Source organism: Ammoniphilus sp. YIM 78166, assembly GCF_004522215.1.
GTDB lineage: Bacteria > Bacillota > Bacilli > Aneurinibacillales > RAOX-1 > YIM-78166.
Genome location: NZ_SDLR01000018.1, coordinates 17,444 through 35,782, shown reverse-complemented (window position 1 = coordinate 35,782; position 18,339 = coordinate 17,444). Strand labels below are relative to the sequence as shown.

Here is an 18,339-nt window from a genome sequence, read left to right as displayed (position 1 = left end):
TGGGAAATCGAACCAGCAAGTGGGGCCTCTAAAAGGGATTACGTTAGAAGTAAAAAAGTATTCATTTTCAAAAGTAGACATTTACTCTATTTGCCTGACGTAATATACTAAAAATGGGTAAAAGCACCCACTCAAAAATCGATTTATTACTTATAGAATTTACAATTAAATGAAGAAAAGGGCAAAATCACTGAAAGGTGATGACGCAAAGCTAAAGGGGCTAAGTTGGTTAAACCGATAAGCCAGCCAGTTGCCGATTTAACAATGCAAATGTCCCCTTTATTCGAATGGAGGGTAAGTTTGAGTATTTTGACCGAACAACAGGTGACACGAATCATTGAATTAATGCGAATGGATTCCAACAATTTTAATCAGCTTATTAGTATGGAGTTCCGTCATCAGTTAATGAATGACTATGGTTTAACTCTTAAGGAAATTGAAATTATGGAGGTCATTTTGTCTGAAGCGTATAGAAATATTAAAGCATTGCTTAGTAAGCGCTGAGCAATCCAGAGTACTTCCCTGCTTTCCTAATGTGCAATGAAAAGACAGCTGCAAGTCACCTAAATGTATTTAGGTGACTTGCAGCTGTTTTTCTTCTTGTTATATTTCATATTTTTTAGAAGAAAGGAAGGAGTTTCCTTATACTCTTGTTGAATACTATAATATAGAAAAAATAACCAATAGGAGTAGAACATGGGGGAAGCTAGATTTTATATTGTAACAACGGGGAGGCAGTCTGTCAAAAAAAACGGAACCATTATTTTACAAATGGTAAATCCTTTGATATCAAATAAAACATTATATTTGGGGGCTGTTAAGTCAAGTGGTTCCAGTGATTACTGCCTTGAAGTTCAGGAAGATTGTGCTATTTTAGCCACAGGAGTTCCATTGCAAAAGTTCAATTCAGAAAGGTTTTCGTATGATTATTCAAGTGATGTATCTGCTCAGATGATCATTCATGATGCCAATCCTATAGTTGGAGGGGATCTAATTGATACATATTTTTCTCATAATGGAATTGCAGGAAGGGATTATAAAGGGAGATTCATAGTAATGCCTGGACAGTCCGTTACCTTTTGCATCGCCAATCTAACTGGAGCTGAACAGTATTTCATACTCAATGTCGGCTGGATGGAGAAATAAAGGGGAATGGATGATCCTAACAGGATGGACGATTTAACCATGATCTAGGAAACGCAATGCCTGATGTGTGTTACATTTTTCAAAAGCAGAATTTTAAGCCATATCCTATGATGTACAATGAATAGTGTCGAAGCAGGCCATGTTTGTTATTCCGATATCAGTATTAGGAGGATTGTGAGAAAACAATAATGTGAAGTTTGTGGTATATTAAGGTAAAACATGAACTGGGGTGTAGATTTATAGTGACCATTATTGCAATGGACGATTTGGAACAGCAGTGTTGGGAATGTAATGGGAAAGGTCACAATAAACGGTGAAGCATGCCCTAAATGTGATGGTAAAGGATATATTGCTACTGCTTTAGGTCAAACATTGTTAGACTTTTTTAATAGGCATTTAGATAAATGAAAAATTCATAAATCAACGTCGATGCAGACCTCAAGGAGGTCTGTTTTTTTCGGCTATCAGGGATTGTTAGCCGGGGAAGGGACCAGTAAATGTTATACGAGAAGGAGAATAATGAAGTCAGAAATAAAGCGTTCGTCCAAAAAATACAAGTGCTTCAATCGCACATAACCCCTTTTTATACTTCATCATTAATGAACCATTATTTAAATCCCTTTTCGCTCAATTTGGCGTTTAGCTCGGATAAAAGCGATGAATTGGTGAAGTTCATCCTGTGACATAGGCTCACCATCTACGGCCAATTGAACGGAAACAAATGAATTTTCATCTGTTAGCTCAAGAGGATTGCTCATTTTGACTTCTTCTACTTTGGGATTGAAAGTTGGTCATCCATTCTCTCTAATAAATATAGTCAACTGATGTTTCCAATAGATCCGCAAGCTTTCTGATAGTTTCTAATGAAGGTTCCCGATATCCCGACCCGTACCCTGCATACGTACTTTTAGCAATATTGTAATGTAATGATATCTTATGGACCTATGTAATCATTGCTTTGCTAGTTATTGCTGGTTTTTATTTCACTATTAAAACCAAGTTTGTACAACTTCGACTTATAGGTGAAATGGTGCGCTTGCTAGGGGATGGCATGGTAGATTCGAGTAAAGGCGACAAGGGGGTTTCGGCTTTTGGAGCCTTTGCCCTAAGGACAGCCTCACGTGTTGGAACAGGCAATTTAGCAGGTGTCTCGTTGGCCATTTCCATTGGTGGTCCAGAGGCTGTTTTTTGGATGTGGCTGATTGCTATCATCGGGTCGGCTTCCGCGTTCGTAGAACCCAATAAAGCGGTGAATAACTGGTTTCCAATCAGGGAAAGGGCCCGGGCGGTAGGCATGAATCAAGCGGGCGGTCCTCTAGGCGGCGCGATAGCCGGTCCGGTGGTAGACTTTATGGCCATTTATTGGGGGTGGGAATATGCTTTTATCGTTCTGGCTGTGATCGGATTGTTGTGGACGATCGCCTGGAACCGAATGTTTACGGATGACCCTTCATCCCATCCTTAGGTTTCTAAAAGGGAGCTGGAAGAAATTTCGAAAGGTCGGGAACCCGCTAAGTCTCATGTTAGCAAATCCGATACCCCAACACCTCTATTTGCTCTGATCAAGCAACCAACGGTGTTGGTCACTTCCATTTCGCTATTTAGCTTTAACTATATCCTGTTATAATTGCTATGATTTGGACAGTGAGTTTTCCCTTAAATTGATATTCATATTCTAGTTTCTTATCATTCGAATACTGTGGAAGGGTATTCCACCAAAAATGTGGAACCGGACGTGAAGGGCTGAAGTACGCGGTAGAAAAAATGACAGAAATAAAATAAACCTCAAGGTGAGGGCTGTCACCTTGAGGTTTTCCTATTAAGTAAAGGGATGATGATCATTCCGTGCTTCGTTGAACTTCTGAAGATATTCCGTGTTTTTGAAGTTTGATTTCGTTTGTTTTTTACGGGAACCGCTAACTTGAAATTAAGAAGTGATCTTCGATCTGATTTTGAATCTATCCATTTATTTAGAATTTAAAGCGAAACTTCTCAATTACGGATTTAAGACGGCATTTTCAATCAGATATTAACAAACTAATTTTTGAAATAACTTCCTCTAACGTTTCGGCTGGCACTTTGCAAATAAATATCGCTTTTCGTGATTGCCAGTCAAGACTCTTAACTTGGTCAGAAAGAATAGCGCCTTCGATGGGGAGGTCGTGTGGAACAATAACCTCAAAGGGGTATCCTTTTATTTTTGAAGTAACAGGACAAAGCAATGATAGCCCGACTTTACCATTATAAGATGCTGGTGAGAGGACCAAAGCGGGTTTTTTTCCCGCCTGTTCGTGTCCGGATTGAGGGTTAAACTGCAACCAAATTAAATAGCCTTGTTCTGGAACGTACTTTTCTACCATGTTTCTCAACCTTCTACATCACCTGTAGAAACTTCTTTATGAATGTTTTTAGGGGTTATTTTTAACAATAGTTCGTTTAAATTTTTTGACTTACGTTTAATTACTATTTTATCGTCTTCAATATCCAAATCAATTTCAGAACCTTCTTCCAGGCCGATTTTTTTGGCAATAGCCTTGGGAATTCGAATACCTAAACTGTTGCCCCATTTTTGGACTTGTAACACGATTTTCACCTCCCACGAATGTATATACAAAGTGTATACAATGATGCAAAATATGTAAATTCTTACTTCAGGGATACTCCCTCATGTAGGGCACTACTGCTGTTGGAAGGTAAAGTGCGGAGCGCTTTGCCGTTTGGAGAACACTTCCTCGGGAGTACCCTGGTTCTCCTGTTTCTTTACAAGAAGGAAAAAGATGAACCAAAGATTAGAACTAAAAAAGTTTCTTTAGAAAAGAAAAGAAAATCCAAGAATAGTTCAATTGGAATTATCCTCTTATTATTATCATAATAGAAAGAAGGGTTGGATAATATTTTATTTTTTGAATAGGAGAGGTAATCATTCATGCAAAGGCAGGTATTAAAGGAAGAACTTCGATTGGATATATCACCCGTTAACTACACGGTTGCTATGCTTGTTTTGTCCCTTACAGGTTTTTTTGTGGTTTGTAATGTGTATACGATGTTGCCGATTATCGGGGAATTATCCACTTTTTTTGCCGTTCCGGAAGCAGCCATCGGTTGGGCTACAAGTTCCTTCACTCTTTTTTATTCCATCGGTTTTCTCCTTTTTGGACCCCTATCGGATCGATTGGGCAGATGGCAGGTTATGGTTTACGGGTTGGCAGCCTTATCCGTTGTTACCGGCATTATTTATTTTATGGAAGAACTAAAGTTCTTCATTATTCTCAGAGCCCTGCAGGGATTCCTTGCAGCCACTTTCGCTCCTGCTGCTTTAACCTATGTATTTGAAGTGTTTCCCCTTGAAAAACGAGGACTGACGATTGTTTCGATCAGCGCCGGTTTCTCCTTTTCTGGAATCTTGGGACAGATCTTTAGTTCCTGGATTACAAAAATGATAGAGTGGAACTATGTATTTCTCTTTTTTTCTTTGATCTATTTCATCATGTTCATGATTGCTTGGAGCATCCTTCCCAAGGATATAAGGATCAAAGCCAGTGCTGAACGCTCATCCTTTGGGAATCAAATCATGAAGGTTTTAGGTAATGTTGAACTTATCAAAGGGTATGTAATTGCCATTACCCTGTTCTTTTGCTTTGTAGGGATGTATGCATCCTTTGGGGGATATTTAACGAGAGAGTATGGGCTAGATACGATGGAAATCCTTTGGGTACGGTTCATTGGCATCATCGGAGTGGGATTTTCTTTCTTTACGGGACCGATGGTAAGAAAACATGGCTTGAAAAAGGTGCTTAACCTTGGACTGGTTATTGCTGCCATTGGACTTTTGATGGAGGGGGCGACATCCAATCTGTCTTTCATCATCGTGTCTACGGTTATCTTCGTATCTGGTTTTTCGATGGTAATTCCAGTCATGATTCAAGTCATAGGAACCATAGGGCAGAAAGAACGAAGTATAGCTGTCACGATTTATACCTTTATTTTATTCCTTGGAGCAAGCATCGGGCCCATCATGCTTAGGATCAGTGATTTTAATCTGGTATGTTTTATTCTCGCGAGTGTGTTAGTGGTGTCTTTCTTCTTATCTTTAGTGATTAAGGTTCCGGGTGAGTAAGGAGTAGGTACGGAAGGATAAATAGATTGTGGGAAACTACCGGCCGTTAGCAATACGGCACTCTATGTAACTGAAGTAAAAAAGGTTCGTAAGCATGTGGGAGGTGTGTTGAACATCGAGGCAGTAATATCAATGGTACGAATTACTTACTATCGATCAGAAATACGGTTGCGCCTCGGTAGTCATAAAGGCTAAGTTAATGGACACATCTAGGGGGCGGCTGGACTATCATCCATTAACAATTTGAAAAGGGCAAATGTAAACATTTTACTTGCGGACATTGCGGGTTAAAAACTTATTGTGATATCTTTGTTAGTAAGTGCTACGAAAACAAGTTACGTTCTTACTGTTACTGAAAACTGTACGATCACTCCGGCAGAGCAGTAAACGATACAAATCACACAATAACTCAAGGAGGTTCCCCAATGCTAAGGTTATCGGAGTTATGCCAATTTCTACGTAATCATCCCGACATAAAAGACTCGTGGATTAAAGCCTCGATCTTTGAGAACACCATCAACGTGGACGATCGTGTGAAAATTTACGTAGAGTTAGCAACCTATAGTAGAGAAAAGGAATTAGAAGTAGCTTATGAAGTAGATCAATTTCTGGAACAAAATGGCGTTAACGGTGATTTCGCCTCCACCTCAATAATTAATAATTGGTCTGCCGAGCGAGTTGGTGAAATAAAAAGAGACTATATTCAACCTGTTTATGAGGAGAAACAGCAATGGAAAAAATCGCACGGTTACTTCAATCAGATTTAACTAATTTGCAAAATGCTGTAAAAACCAACCACTTGGATGAAAGAATAATTGTTTGGTTTGGGCATTTTGTGGAATCAAGCAAGGAGATTTATAACGGGAAGTTAGCGACTTCCAGGGAAGACACTTCTAAGTATAGTTACAAGAAGACTATGCGTGAAATTATGAAGCATCATCATACGCTACCTTCTCCAACCAATTTTCTTATCACGGAGATGTGTGATTTACGCAACGACTTAGTACATGAGCTTATAGATTTTGACCATAACTTTAGTGAATTAAAAAATCGCTTAGCTGGCTACCTTCCCCATCTCGAGACTTATTGTAAACAAGTTGTGAAACTTGTTTCACCGCCCACTACTACCACTACTGTTGGCACTGTTAAAATGATTACGATGAAACCAGAAGATAAAAACGATAAGTAGGAGACTTTTCAAATCTGCTAAATATAACATATTTTTATCAATATATGATTTTCCGATTATCGAGCGGGATCGGACTTTGGACATGTAACCAGCCGACGGTCAGGATCTCATTCCTTCTTACGAATTCCTTGATCCGTTCTTTTCTTTTTCTTATGTTCCGTCCTTCAAAATCGTCCTCTCTATTCGTATTAGCACCTTCGGCATACTTCCGTTTTTTGTGGATCCGATAAACCACAGCACAGTTTAGGTATTTTGACGTAGGAGTTTGCTTCCTCAGGTCCACTGCTCTAGTATACCGCCTCTTATTACCGTAAAGAAACATAACGATAAAAGAATACATGTAAGATCTTTTCGTTTACACCAAGAGCCTGTAAATAGTTCATACTGTTTACCTATCTGAGAAGTAAATGAAAAGAAAGGCCACTTAGTTCTCCTCTTTATCCATATGTACGACATGGTAGCCAAATTCGAAGAGTAGTCTCCTTCTACCACTCTTTAAGACTAAAACGAAAAATTTAATGTTTATAAAGTGAGATTAATAAAATAGATGTTAAATAATAGCCCCATTCTGTGTGAGCAGAATGGGGCTCTGCCGATTTTTATGTTTGGTTTGGTGATTATCTTGTCTATTGTTACATGGCTAAGGAAATAAGATAACCCAAAGTCATTATCTTCTGGCTTGGGGACATTTAAGGAATGAACAAATTTAGTAGGTATAAACAGACCATGGGATTCCCATGGTCTATTTGTTTTTTAAATAATGTCGTCATATCATTTGTGACAAGGCTTTATATGTCTGTGAACATTTCGACATTTATCTCGTGTATAATAATGCTTGTAAGGGAAATTCAAATTTGTCGTCAATTAAAAGGGGGATAGTGATGATCTGGTATGTAATTGTATTGATTGGACTATCTTGGCTTGCCCAAAGTGTTCTAGGCTTTTTTCAAATTCGTCATTTTAATAGAAAATACGCGGAGCTTAGAAAATTAGGCAGGGTTGCCATTGGAAAGAAGACAGGGTTGTTTAAAGCAGGTACGGTGGTCATGTTTGCAATTGATCACAGAAATACCATTCTAAAAGCAGAAAAGATGCAAGGAGTGACCGTGTTTTCTAGAGTCAAAGAAATGAAAGGGTTTGCAGGTAAGGATCTATTGAAGCTTACTACTGACGATCTAAGTAAAGTCAATAAATTAACAAGACTTGCCATTCAAGATGCTTTAACTAGCTATGAGATCATCTCGAAAGGCGGTGAACTCAAAGTCCGAAAAACATGGCTGGAAATGCTTATTCCAAGTAAGAGCAATTAAGTTCCATTAAACATTAGAGGGGTGATAGGATATGAATTTGATTACTGAACTAGCAAGCGGATTTATGAGTTTGTTTCAAAAAGGAGCAGAAGTTTTTGTTGATCTGGTAACGGGAATTGTTCCCCTCCTGATCATGATGCTGGTGGCCATGAATGCCCTCATCCGACTGGTTGGGCAAGATCGGGTGGAGAACTTGGCGAGGAAATCTGGAAAAAACCCTTTTACCCGATATTTTGTCTTGCCTGTAATCGGAACGTTTGTCTTGGCTAATCCGATGACGTTATCCCTAGGTAGATTTTTGCCCGAGAGATATAAGCCAAGCTACTATGCATCAGCATCCTTTTCTTGCCATACGCATAACGGGTTGTTTCCGCATGTTAATCCGGGTGAACTATTCGTCTTCTTAGGAATTGCTGCGGGGATTACACAATTAGGACTAGAAACGACCGATCTGGCGATTCGATACTTTTTAGTGGGGATTGTGACCAACTTCCTAAGAGGCTGGGTAACGGATCTGACAACAGCTTATGTGTCCAGACAGCAAGGCATCAAGCTCAAAGCAACGGTTGATCTATAAGGAGGGAAAAAGATGAGCGCAACAAATCTGGCAATTCAAGCAACTGCATACCCATCGGTTATTGTAAAGGCAGGAACGGGCGGCTTTGGCGGACCTTTAATTATCAGCCCTGATGAGACGAGAAACAAAGTGGTCTATATTACGGGAGGCACGCTGCCGGATATCGCAGTGAAGATTGCGAAATTGACGGGTTGTGAGTTAGTCAATGGCTTTAAAACGACGGTTCCGGAAAACGAGATGGCTTGTGTCATCATTGACTGCGGGGGAACCCTCCGATGCGGCTTATACCCGCAAAAGCGAATCATGACGATCAATGTGATGCCAACAGGCAAAAGCGGTCCTTTAGCTAAACATATTACAGAGGACATCTACGTCTCGGGCGTGAAGATGGAGGATATTGAATTGTACAGCGGTGCGGCAACACCAGCACAATCCAATTCCCCCGAAAAAATTGAAAAAGATAAACCTAAACCTAAGTATAGCACAGATAAGAAGATTACTCAGCAATCTTCCGGCATCATGGCTAAAATCGGAATGGCCATGGGATCCGTGGTCAGCGTATTTTATCAGGCAGGCCGTGACGCGATTGAAACCGTCATTAAAACCATCTTACCTTTTATGGCCTTTGTTGCCATGCTGATCGGTGTCATTATCGAATCGGGAATCGGTGACGTATTCGCCAAATATTTATCGCCCTATGCAGGAACACTTCCTGGTTTGCTCTTGATTTCACTGGTATGTTCTTTCCCGCTATTATCACCGTTTTTGGGACCAGGCGCCGTCATTGCGCAAGTCGTTGGGACGTTGATCGGTGTGGAAATCGGAAAGGGAAATATTCCGCCGCATCTTGCTTTACCGGCGTTGTTTGCCATCAACTCGCAAGCTGCAGCAGACTTCGTACCAGTTGGGTTGGGGTTAGCAGAGGCTGAAGTGGAAACGGTTGAGGTGGGAGTGCCTTCTGTCCTCTACTCGCGTTTCTTGACGGGAGCCCCGACTGTGTTCATTGCGTGGTTAGCTAGCTTTGGATTATATGAATAAAATCTTACAACGAGAAGTGGAGGAAAGTTGAATGCAACAAGTTTATCAAACTCAAATTAAGAAAATTGGATCATCTGTGGCTGAATTTCTTGGAGAAAAAATGTTTATTTTATTCGGGGACAATGCTCCCGCGGAATTAGCAGATTACTGTTTATTAATAAATATAGCTGACATTGATGGGGATATTGAGCCAGGTGACGTTGTAGTATTGAGCAATCAAGAATATAAAATCACAGCGGTTGGCGATGCGGTGAAAAAGAATTTAGGATCTCTAGGGCATATTACCTTGAGGTTTGATGGTTCGGATACACCTGAATTGCCAGGGACGCTTTATCTGGAAGAATCAGACCTTCTAGTTCCGGAGGCGGGCACATCCCTTCAAATCGTAAAAAAATAGTCTAGTAAAATCATTTTTAATATAGGAGGAAAACAGAATGAGAGAATCATGGCTTGAACTCGAAGATAAAGTAGCGATTGTTACAGGTGGTGCGTCAGGAATAGGGGCAAAAATAACGGCTAGTCTCGTGAAGAACGGGGCAAGGGTGATTGTATCCGATATGAATGTCCAAACAGGGGAACAACCTGATGGAACGTACCATATCCAATGTGATGTTACCAAGAAAGAAAGCGTGGATAGTATGGCAGCGCAAGTAATCGAGCGCTTTGGTAGAATAGACATTCTAGTAAACAATGCGGGTGTCAACTTGCCGCGCTTATTGGTAGACTACCGCGGCGATAAACCGGAATATGAGTTAAGTGAAAAGGATTTTGATTTCATGGTTGCTGTCAATCAGAAAGGGCCTTACCTATGTGCCCAGGCGGCTGCAAGAGTTATGATCCAAAATAAGAAGGGCGTTATCATAAATGTTTCTTCAGAGGCGGGAATGGAAGGATCTGCCGGACAAAGTGCTTATTCCGCTACCAAAGGCGCTATCAATGGCTTTACCCGTTCGTGGGCGAAAGAACTGGGGAAATTTAATATCCGTGTCGTCGGTATTGCGCCAGGGATTAATGAACAAACCGGCTTAACGACTGCTGCTTATAATGAAGCTCTAGCTTATACTCGTGGGGTGAGCGTTGAAGGTCTAGAAACAGATTACAGCAAATCGATCCCGCTTGGACGTCCTGGGAAGCTGGAGGAAATTGGCGAATTGGTGACGTATCTAGCTTCGGATCGGGCAAGCTATATTACCGGTACGACCGTGAACGTTTCAGGCGGGAAATCTAGAGGCTAAAAGAGGAGAAAAGACATGGAAGAGAAAAAAGTGTTTAAGATTACGAGTGACTCTGGTCTACACGCGCGTCCTACGACCGCATTAGTTCAGGCGGCCACAAAATTTGTTTCCGATATCCGCTTGGAGTATAATGCTAAATCGGTGAATGCAAAGTCCATTATGGGGATCATGTCGCTTGGCATTGCCAAAGGAGCTGAGATTACAATCAGGGCGGAAGGCATGGATCAGAAGGACGCTATTGCCGCACTTGAAGCGGTAATTATCAAGGAAGGATTGGGAGAAGCTTGATCCTGATCTAAGATGACCAAAAATATAAAGACCTTTCCGGTTATAGGAAAGGTCTTTCTTTAAGTTTGGCAACATCGTGATATACTCATTTTATTATTAAATTTTGTCAGGAGTGGTTTTGTGTTCAGGAAGAAAGAAATTCAACTCAATTCCAGACAACAGCAAATTCTTCTGCTATTGCTGCAATCAACTGCTCCCATTACGTTGAAGGAATTTTCGGATGAGCTTGATATAAGCAGCCGGACAATTCAAAGGGAATTATCGGGGGTCGATCAATTTCTGGAATCTCACCAAATTGCCTTAAATAAGAAAACAAGGGTTGGCTTATTCCTCGAAGGGGAGGAAGAAGCTAAAAAGAAGTTAGTTCACTATCTTACCATAAACCAATCTACGAAAATATTTTCTCCAGAAGAGCGCCAGTACATGCTAAAGCAAATGCTTCTTGCCTTAAAGGAACCCACTAAGCTATATTATTTTAGCCGCAAATTCGACGTAACGGAGGCGACCATCAGCAATGATTTGCTGAAGATTGAGTCTTGGTTTGAGAAGCATCAAATTAAGCTCATTCGTAAACAAGGGTTTGGCGTTTATATTGAGGGAAGCGAAAAAAGCATTCGGGAAGCAATCATTGAATTATTATATCAGCATTTTAGTCAGGAGCAGCTGATGGAGGTCTTATCCTCGTATACACAGGCTTCTCCCGAAAAGATGAAGCTTGAGCTATCCATTAAGAACCGATTGCTTCACTTCATCGACCCGGCCACAATCCAAAAAATTGAAGAGGTGGTACAGAAAACCCAGGAATGGGGTTACCTCATGACAGACAGTGCGTATGTGGGTTTAGTGGTCCACATTGCGCTCGCGATACAGCGTTTGAAGAATGGCGAACGGATTACGATTGGTCAGGAGGTTTTTGACAAGCTAAAAGAAGCAAAGGAATTCGAGTTTGCCGGTTTAATGGCTGCAGAATTAAGCTCCCTGCTCGACATCCAGATTCCGGAGAGCGAAGTCGGGTATATTACGATGCACCTCTTAGGCGCTAAAGCCAAACGATTGTATTCCTCATCCATCTATCCCCATGATATTGAAGAGTACATTGATCCTATGGTGCAAATTGTTGAAAGCGAGTTGAAGCTGAATTTATCCGCTGATGCCTCGTTGATCGAGCATTTGAGTACGCATCTCCGATCGGCCATTCACCGGATTAAGCTAAATATGGAAATTCGCAATCCACTGTTGGGTCATATTAAAGAAAATTATTCCGCTATTTTTCGTGCTGCCAGAAAGGCTGCCGATTATTTGGAAAAGCATCTGCAATGCTCGATACCGGAAGAAGAAGTAGGTTATTTAGCTATGCATTTCGGGGCTGCAGCCGTACGGGCTGATGGGCGAAAACAAGAGTCCTATCGCTCGCTGCTCGTGTGTACGAGCGGGATGGGGACCTCCCGTCTACTGTCTGCGCAAATTGAAAAGCAGCTCCCGCATGTGGAGGTTGTCGACATTGTTTCCCTCTTGCATCTCGATGAATGGATCCGAAGCAAACCGCCGGTGGATATCATTATTTCCACGGTACCGTTTGAAACGGTAGGGACGGATGTTGTAGTGGTCAATCCTTTTTTGCTTCCACAGGACATTCAGCGGATTGAAAGTCATCTGAATCGAGTAAAAGAACCTCATAAGGACAAGCTGAAGATGGAAGAAAAGGACATGGAGATTGAAGATACGGTTCAGCAAATCAATCGTTATGGCGAGGCTATGGTTCAGCTTTTAAACCATATGTTCACCTTGCCTCATTTCGGGGCCGCGTCGAAAGATGAAGTCATCGAAAAGGTGGCAGAGTTGGCCCGCCCCCAAGGGGATACCGCAACATTGGCGGCTGAGCTTAGGGAAAGAGAGGAACGGGGGGCATGGGTCATAGAGGAAGAATGTCTAGCCATGCTTCATATCCGCAGCCGCTCCATCGACCGAATGTCCATTTATCTACTCCAGTTGACTGCCCCTGTAGATTGGGAAGATGGAGTGAGCGTCTGCACCGTTTTAGTTCTACTGGCCCCCAAAGATTCCCCGCGGGAGCATGTAGAGATGATCGGAAAGATTGGTGCCGCATTAGCCGATGATGATTTTGTTCAAGGGATCACGAGTGGAAAAATGGAAGAAGCAAGAAATCGGATGAAGGCGGTTCTAAAGAAGGGATATTTTGAAAAAACGAATGCACTTTTACAGGTGAAAGCATGAAGCATCTGAATCGAATGGGCCGATTTTTAAGTAAGGTTGTCTTTCAAAATATTGCTGCCCTAATCACGATGGGGATACTGAGAGTGTTGTTTGGACCGATGGGATGGTTCCCAAATCCGGAAATTGACCAAATCACGGTTCTAATGCTAAGCTATTTTATTCCTGTTCTTTTTGCCTATACAGCGGGGAGGCGAATAGGGGAACACCGCGGAGGGCTGATTGCAGCCATCGTGATGTTCGGTGTCGTATTGGGAACCCCACCGAATATTCCCATGATCCTGCCTTCCTTGATCATCGGGCCTGCGGTTGGATATTTGATCAAAAAAATGGATGAATGGCTAAAGCATTGGGTGCCGATGGGTTTTGAATTACTGCTTCACAATGTTTTGGCAGGAGTCCTGGCTATCATTCTGACCCTCTTTAGTCACTTTTGGCTCAGCGCCCTTTTTCTCCACGTCATGGACATCATTCATGTTTATATTGAACAACTGACCCAAACCAACTACCTGCCCCTTATTGCTCTTGTGATCGAGCCGGGTAAGGTCTTATTTTTCAATAACGTGATTAACCACGGGATTTTGGAGCCTCTTGGCATCTATCAGGTTCAACATCTGGGCAAATCCATTTTATTTTTATTAGAAACCAATCCTGGTCCTGGACTTGGTCTGCTTTTGGCGTATTACTTTCATTTGAAAGGGAAGGAAAAGCAAAATGTCAAGTCCGCCTTGGTCATTCATGGGATGGGAGGCATTCATGAGGTTTACTTTTCCTACGCCTTGATGAAGCCGATCGTGATCATTCCGCTAATTTTAGGCGGGATGGCAGGAAATTTGACCTTTTATCTTTTGCAGGCAGGTTTAGTGGCTACCCCATCTCCAGGAAGTATCTTTGTATTGCTAGCTATGGCTCCGAAAGGTATTCATTCGGCGGTCATTGCCGGCATGATGGCTTCTTCCATCATCAGTTTGGTTTGCACGATGTTTTTACTTTCGCGAGAAAATATACATGAGAATGATACATCCGCAATGAATAGCTCTGAGAGCGTAGAAAGTGAATCTATGAATGCAATCAAGTCAATCAAGAATATCTATTTTGTCTGTGATGCCGGGATGGGGTCCAGTGCCATGGGAGCTGCCCAGTTGCAAAAAAAGCTGAAACAGGCGAATTTAGAGATAAGGGTGGACCACTATTCCGTGGATGATATCCCAGCCGATGCGGATCTCGTTGTATCCACCGCCCATATCGCTGACCGGGCAATATCCAGTGCTCCCCAGGCAGAACATATCACGGTCCGTTCCTTTAGTGATCGCTCCTTTTATCAAGAGCTGATCACTCGCCTTGCCTCACAGCAAACGAAGAGTTCAGCGCCAACCAATCCTGCAGGGGAGGAATGGGAAGGATTCACGAAGGAATATATTCTGCTCCATCAGAAGGCCAAAGATAAATGGGAAGCAATTGAGCAAGTTGGAACGCATTTGGTCAGGATGGGCCATGTTCATCCTCCCTATATTGAGGAAATGAAAAGGCGTGAACAGGCATTTTCGACTTATCTTGAAAATGGCGTCGCACTTCCACATGGCATCGATGCGGAAAGCGATCATATCAGGAAACCGGGCATCGTAATCGGCCAATATCCGGAAGGCGTGGAGTTCGGGGATGGAAACAAAGCCTTTCTGGTGATCGCCATCGCCATCAAAGGGCAAAGGCAACTGGCCATTCTTTCACAGTTAGCGACAATCATTGAACAGAAAGAAAGGATCCAATGTCTTAGAGAAGCTCGGACACGGGAAGAAATATATGATAGGATACAAAAAAGTTTGGCTACTAATTAGAGGGAAAGGTTCGGTTAAGATGCTGATTGAAGAATTCGTCATAAACAGTAAAAGGGGCCTGCACCTGCGCCCTGCGACTCAATTGGCCTCGGTGGCACAGGAATTTACCTCTGATATTAAAGTGGGCTGCGATGGGAAAATTGTACCCGGAAAAAGCGCCTTAGGTCTTTTGAAGCTGGAAGTGAAAGAAGGCCATAAAATTTCCATTCTCATCGATGGAGAAGATGAAGAAGAAGCGATGAAAGGGATAATGGAATTGATTCGAAATGAATGGAAGTAGATGTTTGTTATTCTTAAATCGTGTCGTGAATTGAAGATGACAAACTTATATTTGTAGACCAACTGTCTTGTATATTTTTCCTTTATAATGAACTAAGGTAGCACGATCAAAGGAGAGGGAAAAAATTGATTAAGGCCGTGGTGTTTGATTTTGATGGGTTAATTATTGATACGGAAACGGTTTGGTATGAAGCATATAAAGAGGTATTTCAAGAACATGACCTGCACCTTCCAATGGATGAGTTTTTGAAATGTATTGGAACGGATATTGATTTTTTGGCCGAATATTTTCAAGGAGAAATAGACGCTAAAGAGAAAAGGGCAGCGATTACTGCGAAAGCAGCAGAAAAGCATACGAAAAAAATGAAATGGGTCAACACCAGGGGTGGGGTCAGAGAATACTTAGCAGAAGCCAAACAACTTGGGTTAAGAATCGGTCTAGCTTCAAGCTCTTCAAAAGATTGGGTTGAGGGGTTCCTAAAACAATTGGATATCTTGCACTACTTTGAAGTCATTAGAACCCGTGAAGATGTAACAAAAGTCAAGCCTGATCCCGCTTTGTACCTAAGCGCAATAGAAGCTTTAGAGGTTAAATCCTATGAAGCCGTCGCTTTTGAAGATTCAGCCAATGGGGCGAAGGCTGCAAAGGATGCCGGACTCAAGTGTGTCATCGTTCCGAATGAAGTGACTAAATCATTGGAATTCGTAGAAGTGGATTTGAGGATTGGGTCTATGGATGAGGTAGGTTTAAGACATGTTATCGGGAGAATATCGGAATAAACTGCTTACCAAATCGATGAGAAGATGGTCCCAGTGTTTTGTAAGGAGAATAACCAATAACTAATATAAAAATAGCTGACCAAAATAGCTACATTTGGTTAGCTTTTTTATTCTTGGGATAGAGTCCTAGAAAGATGGCTGGACTGAGATTCGAAAATGAAGGGACGTATGACCGAAATCAGGGCCGCCATAGCTATCGACGAAGTACTAATCATTTTAGTAAGACAAGGTAGACCTCCAGAAATGCAAAGCTTCCCAAATAAATTAAAAGAATATGTTTCTGAGAATGGGTAGGATATTCTATCTGTAATATATTTCTCATTAAAACCCTTTACAATAAAAAAAACGAATAGTATAATCAAATGAGAAAAGTGAAAAAATTAGGTGAAGGCGCCTGTTTGACGGATGAAATATCCGTCAAACAGGCGTTTTTTATTTATCGGGAGGTGAGGAATGAGATTTCGAATTCATAGTTTTTACAATTAACCATTTAAAAGGAATGGCAAGGGCCCTGTCGGATAGCAAGACTGACATCCACCTCATCGGAACGCTGAACCCCCTAAAATTATTCTTTAATACATCTATATTCCGATATTCGTTTGATCTAATAAACTTGGACAAGAGCTGCATTTGTTCATAGAGTGAGTTAGCACAAAAAGATAAAAAATTACAAAGTGGGAGGCGTTATATGATGGAAAAGAATAAATACGGAAAAGGGATGTTTTTTAGCACTGTTTTAGGTGCATTGTTGGCTGCTTCTACCCTTCAGGCAGGAGCAGCAACAAGTGAAAAAAACTTCCAGGATTCATTGGCTGAAATAGCGAGGGCAGGTCATAAATATCAAGAATACAGATTAGCCGGGCAATTGGATTTGGCGGAAGCCGTTCATCGTTATGCGCAAAGCATCCGCAAAGCGGCTGGTATTGAGGGTGACGGCCGATCCGTTACTGGGCTTGAGGGAAAGAACTATCAGTCGGATAAGCACTCACAACAAAACTTGGATAAAGGAAAATGGGCATCCAATACTTACAAGGCTGTGCAGCAATTGATTGATAAACATGGGATAAATAGTGCCTCATATGATCATAAAAAGAAACCCTATGCTATTTTTGACTGGGATAACACCAGCATCATGAATGACACGGAAGAGGCGCTTTTCATCTATCAGATCGATCACCTGGCGTTTAAGATGACTCCGGAAGTGTTCTCCAAAGTCATTAAAACCAACGTTCCGGAAGGTCCGTTTGCCGAAGATTACAAAAATGATGCGGGTCAGCTTGTTACGCTCGAAGCCATCAGTAAAGACCTGAGCCGGGATTATGAATATCTCTATAACCATTATAAAGGCCTGAAAGGAAACCTGTCCCTGGAGGAAATCAGGGAAACGGACCAATTTAAAGATTTTAAGGCTAAGCTGTTTTTCCTGTATGAGGCCATTGGCGATACGCATGGCACTGATATCGGTTATCCTTGGGTGCTTTACTTGTTTAGCAATATGACAGTGGAAGAAGTTCAAGAGCTGGCGGAAAAGTCGAATGATCATGGCTTGGGTAACAACATTTCCAAAGTGACGCTGTCCAGTCCGAAATCCCTGGCAGGTGAAGCAGGGATGGTCAGCGTATCTTATACAAGTGGATTAAGATTGACACCGGAAATTTCCAATCTTATGAATACTTTACGAAATAATGGGATAGAGGTTTATGTTGTGTCAGCATCAATGGAAGAAGTGGTGGAGGTTTTCGCCACCCATCCGAAATATGGCTATAATCTGACTAAAGAAGATGTGATTGGCATGAGGTTGGAAAAAATGGATGGAAAGATCCAGCCTGTGTATCAAAAAAATTGGCCTTTTACTGTCAAAAAGGGAAAGACAGAAGTAATCCAACAGGAGATTGCCAGCAAACGTGGATATGGTCCTATTTTCATAGCCGGTGACAGCAACGGTGATTATGATATGATGGTTGATTTTTCCGATATGGAGCTTGGGCTAGTTGTAAATCGGGTAAGCGGAGGGAATATCGGTAAACTTGCTGCTATCGCATCATCGGAATTGGAAAAAGAAAATCCCAAATATGTCCTTCAAGGACGGGATGAGCATACTGGTCAATGGATTCCCAGCGAATCCACGCTAAAGTTAGGAAAGGCGGAAAAAGCCTTGATTATGAAACCGTGATTAGCTATGAACTGACATGAGAGGAACTAGCCATACTTGTCTTTGTGTAGTCACTTTTACTCTTTATATGGAAGCTCAGCAGCTACTGCTGATGCTAAATTATTGCCAGTTATGGACGTTTTTCGTTAGGAAGTTGAATT

22 protein-coding genes and 1 riboswitch are annotated in these 18,339 nt (G+C 41.7%); of the genes, 18 read left to right on the top strand and 4 right to left on the bottom strand.

The window, feature by feature from the left end; all coding sequences use genetic code 11:
- Window positions 1-170: 170 nt before the first annotated feature.
- Window positions 171-258: riboswitch (cyclic di-GMP riboswitch) on the top strand.
- A gap of 42 nt (window positions 259-300) precedes the next feature.
- The 3 genes from EIZ58_RS31665 (at window position 301) to EIZ58_RS31655 (ending at window position 1,554) form a co-directional block, all read left to right on the top strand.
- Window positions 301-504, top strand: a complete 204-nt coding sequence (locus EIZ58_RS31665; RefSeq protein ID WP_134705031.1) for a hypothetical protein — start codon at window positions 301-303, stop codon at window positions 502-504.
- Window positions 505-696: 192 nt separating this feature from the next.
- A complete protein-coding gene (locus EIZ58_RS31660) occupies window positions 697-1,146 on the top strand; it encodes a hypothetical protein (protein ID WP_134705030.1) in 450 nt (149 codons plus the stop codon).
- 291 nt (window positions 1,147-1,437) lie between these two features.
- Complete coding sequence (locus EIZ58_RS31655) at window positions 1,438-1,554, top strand: hypothetical protein (RefSeq protein ID WP_370297869.1); 117 nt, start codon at window positions 1,438-1,440, stop codon at window positions 1,552-1,554.
- Between the two features lie 203 nt (window positions 1,555-1,757).
- Here the strand turns inward: EIZ58_RS31655 and EIZ58_RS34040 are convergent, their stop codons facing one another.
- Both EIZ58_RS34040 and EIZ58_RS31650 read right to left on the bottom strand, forming a co-directional pair.
- Complete coding sequence (locus tag EIZ58_RS34040; RefSeq protein ID WP_167578091.1) at window positions 1,758-1,904, bottom strand: hypothetical protein; 147 nt, start codon at window positions 1,902-1,904, stop codon at window positions 1,758-1,760.
- A gap of 46 nt (window positions 1,905-1,950) precedes the next feature.
- Window positions 1,951-2,061, bottom strand: a complete 111-nt coding sequence (locus EIZ58_RS31650) for a helix-turn-helix domain-containing protein (RefSeq protein WP_370297868.1) — start codon at window positions 2,059-2,061, stop codon at window positions 1,951-1,953.
- A 16-nt stretch (window positions 2,062-2,077) separates the two neighbouring features.
- Between EIZ58_RS31650 and EIZ58_RS31645 the strand changes: the two genes are divergently transcribed.
- Entirely contained in the window at window positions 2,078-2,611 is a 534-nt protein-coding gene (locus EIZ58_RS31645; RefSeq protein ID WP_205672442.1) for an MFS transporter, read from the top strand.
- A gap of 553 nt (window positions 2,612-3,164) precedes the next feature.
- On the opposite strand, the gene mazF is transcribed toward EIZ58_RS31645, so the two are convergent.
- Window positions 3,165-3,506 carry an endoribonuclease MazF gene (gene mazF / locus EIZ58_RS31640; protein ID WP_134705028.1) on the bottom strand — a complete coding sequence of 114 codons (342 nt, stop codon included), beginning with the start codon at window positions 3,504-3,506 and terminating at the stop codon, window positions 3,165-3,167.
- A 5-nt stretch (window positions 3,507-3,511) separates the two neighbouring features.
- A complete protein-coding gene (locus tag EIZ58_RS31635; RefSeq protein WP_134705027.1) occupies window positions 3,512-3,730 on the bottom strand; it encodes an AbrB/MazE/SpoVT family DNA-binding domain-containing protein in 219 nt (72 codons plus the stop codon).
- A 342-nt stretch (window positions 3,731-4,072) separates the two neighbouring features.
- On the opposite strand from EIZ58_RS31635, the gene EIZ58_RS31630 reads away from it, so the two are divergent.
- The 14 genes from EIZ58_RS31630 (at window position 4,073) to EIZ58_RS31565 (ending at window position 18,199) form a co-directional block, all read left to right on the top strand.
- Window positions 4,073-5,263, top strand: a complete 1,191-nt coding sequence (locus EIZ58_RS31630) for an MFS transporter (protein ID WP_134705026.1) — start codon at window positions 4,073-4,075, stop codon at window positions 5,261-5,263.
- A gap of 425 nt (window positions 5,264-5,688) precedes the next feature.
- Window positions 5,689-6,030: a hypothetical protein gene (locus tag EIZ58_RS31625; protein WP_134705025.1), complete on the top strand. Its 342-nt coding sequence runs from the start codon at window positions 5,689-5,691 to the stop codon at window positions 6,028-6,030.
- Window positions 5,994-6,452, top strand: coding sequence for a hypothetical protein (locus tag EIZ58_RS31620; protein ID WP_134705024.1), 459 nt, complete (start codon window positions 5,994-5,996; stop codon window positions 6,450-6,452). Before EIZ58_RS31625 ends, EIZ58_RS31620 begins: the two co-directional genes overlap by 37 nt.
- 881 nt (window positions 6,453-7,333) lie before the next feature.
- On the top strand, window positions 7,334-7,762 hold the full coding sequence (locus tag EIZ58_RS31615; protein WP_134705023.1) for a transcriptional regulator GutM: 429 nt from the start codon (window positions 7,334-7,336) through the stop codon (window positions 7,760-7,762).
- 31 nt (window positions 7,763-7,793) lie between these two features.
- Window positions 7,794-8,339 carry a PTS glucitol/sorbitol transporter subunit IIC gene (gene srlA, locus EIZ58_RS31610; protein ID WP_134705022.1) on the top strand — a complete coding sequence of 182 codons (546 nt, stop codon included), beginning with the start codon at window positions 7,794-7,796 and terminating at the stop codon, window positions 8,337-8,339.
- Between the two features lie 12 nt (window positions 8,340-8,351).
- Entirely contained in the window at window positions 8,352-9,377 is a 1,026-nt protein-coding gene (gene srlE / locus EIZ58_RS31605; RefSeq protein ID WP_134705021.1) for a PTS glucitol/sorbitol transporter subunit IIB, read from the top strand.
- A 31-nt stretch (window positions 9,378-9,408) separates the two neighbouring features.
- The gene (locus EIZ58_RS31600; protein WP_134705020.1) at window positions 9,409-9,774 is read left to right on the top strand and encodes a PTS glucitol/sorbitol transporter subunit IIA; all 366 of its coding nucleotides are present in this window, start codon (window positions 9,409-9,411) and stop codon (window positions 9,772-9,774) included.
- Window positions 9,775-9,811: 37 nt separating this feature from the next.
- Window positions 9,812-10,612 (top strand): SDR family oxidoreductase, encoded by an 801-nt coding sequence (locus EIZ58_RS31595; RefSeq protein WP_134705019.1) that lies wholly within the window; start codon window positions 9,812-9,814, stop codon window positions 10,610-10,612.
- Window positions 10,613-10,627: 15 nt separating this feature from the next.
- The gene (locus tag EIZ58_RS31590) at window positions 10,628-10,900 is read left to right on the top strand and encodes a phosphocarrier protein HPr (protein WP_134705018.1); all 273 of its coding nucleotides are present in this window, start codon (window positions 10,628-10,630) and stop codon (window positions 10,898-10,900) included.
- A 120-nt stretch (window positions 10,901-11,020) separates the two neighbouring features.
- Window positions 11,021-13,135: a BglG family transcription antiterminator gene (locus EIZ58_RS31585; RefSeq protein WP_134705017.1), complete on the top strand. Its 2,115-nt coding sequence runs from the start codon at window positions 11,021-11,023 to the stop codon at window positions 13,133-13,135.
- Entirely contained in the window at window positions 13,132-14,967 is a 1,836-nt protein-coding gene (locus tag EIZ58_RS31580; protein WP_134705016.1) for a PTS sugar transporter subunit IIA, read from the top strand. Before EIZ58_RS31585 ends, EIZ58_RS31580 begins: the two co-directional genes overlap by 4 nt.
- A gap of 19 nt (window positions 14,968-14,986) precedes the next feature.
- Window positions 14,987-15,247 carry an HPr family phosphocarrier protein gene (locus EIZ58_RS31575; RefSeq protein WP_167578089.1) on the top strand — a complete coding sequence of 87 codons (261 nt, stop codon included), beginning with the start codon at window positions 14,987-14,989 and terminating at the stop codon, window positions 15,245-15,247.
- Between the two features lie 125 nt (window positions 15,248-15,372).
- A complete protein-coding gene (locus EIZ58_RS31570; RefSeq protein ID WP_134705014.1) occupies window positions 15,373-16,026 on the top strand; it encodes an HAD family hydrolase in 654 nt (217 codons plus the stop codon).
- Window positions 16,027-16,717: 691 nt separating this feature from the next.
- A complete protein-coding gene (locus EIZ58_RS31565) occupies window positions 16,718-18,199 on the top strand; it encodes a haloacid dehalogenase-like hydrolase (RefSeq protein ID WP_240689484.1) in 1,482 nt (493 codons plus the stop codon).
- Window positions 18,200-18,339 lie beyond the last annotated feature (140 nt).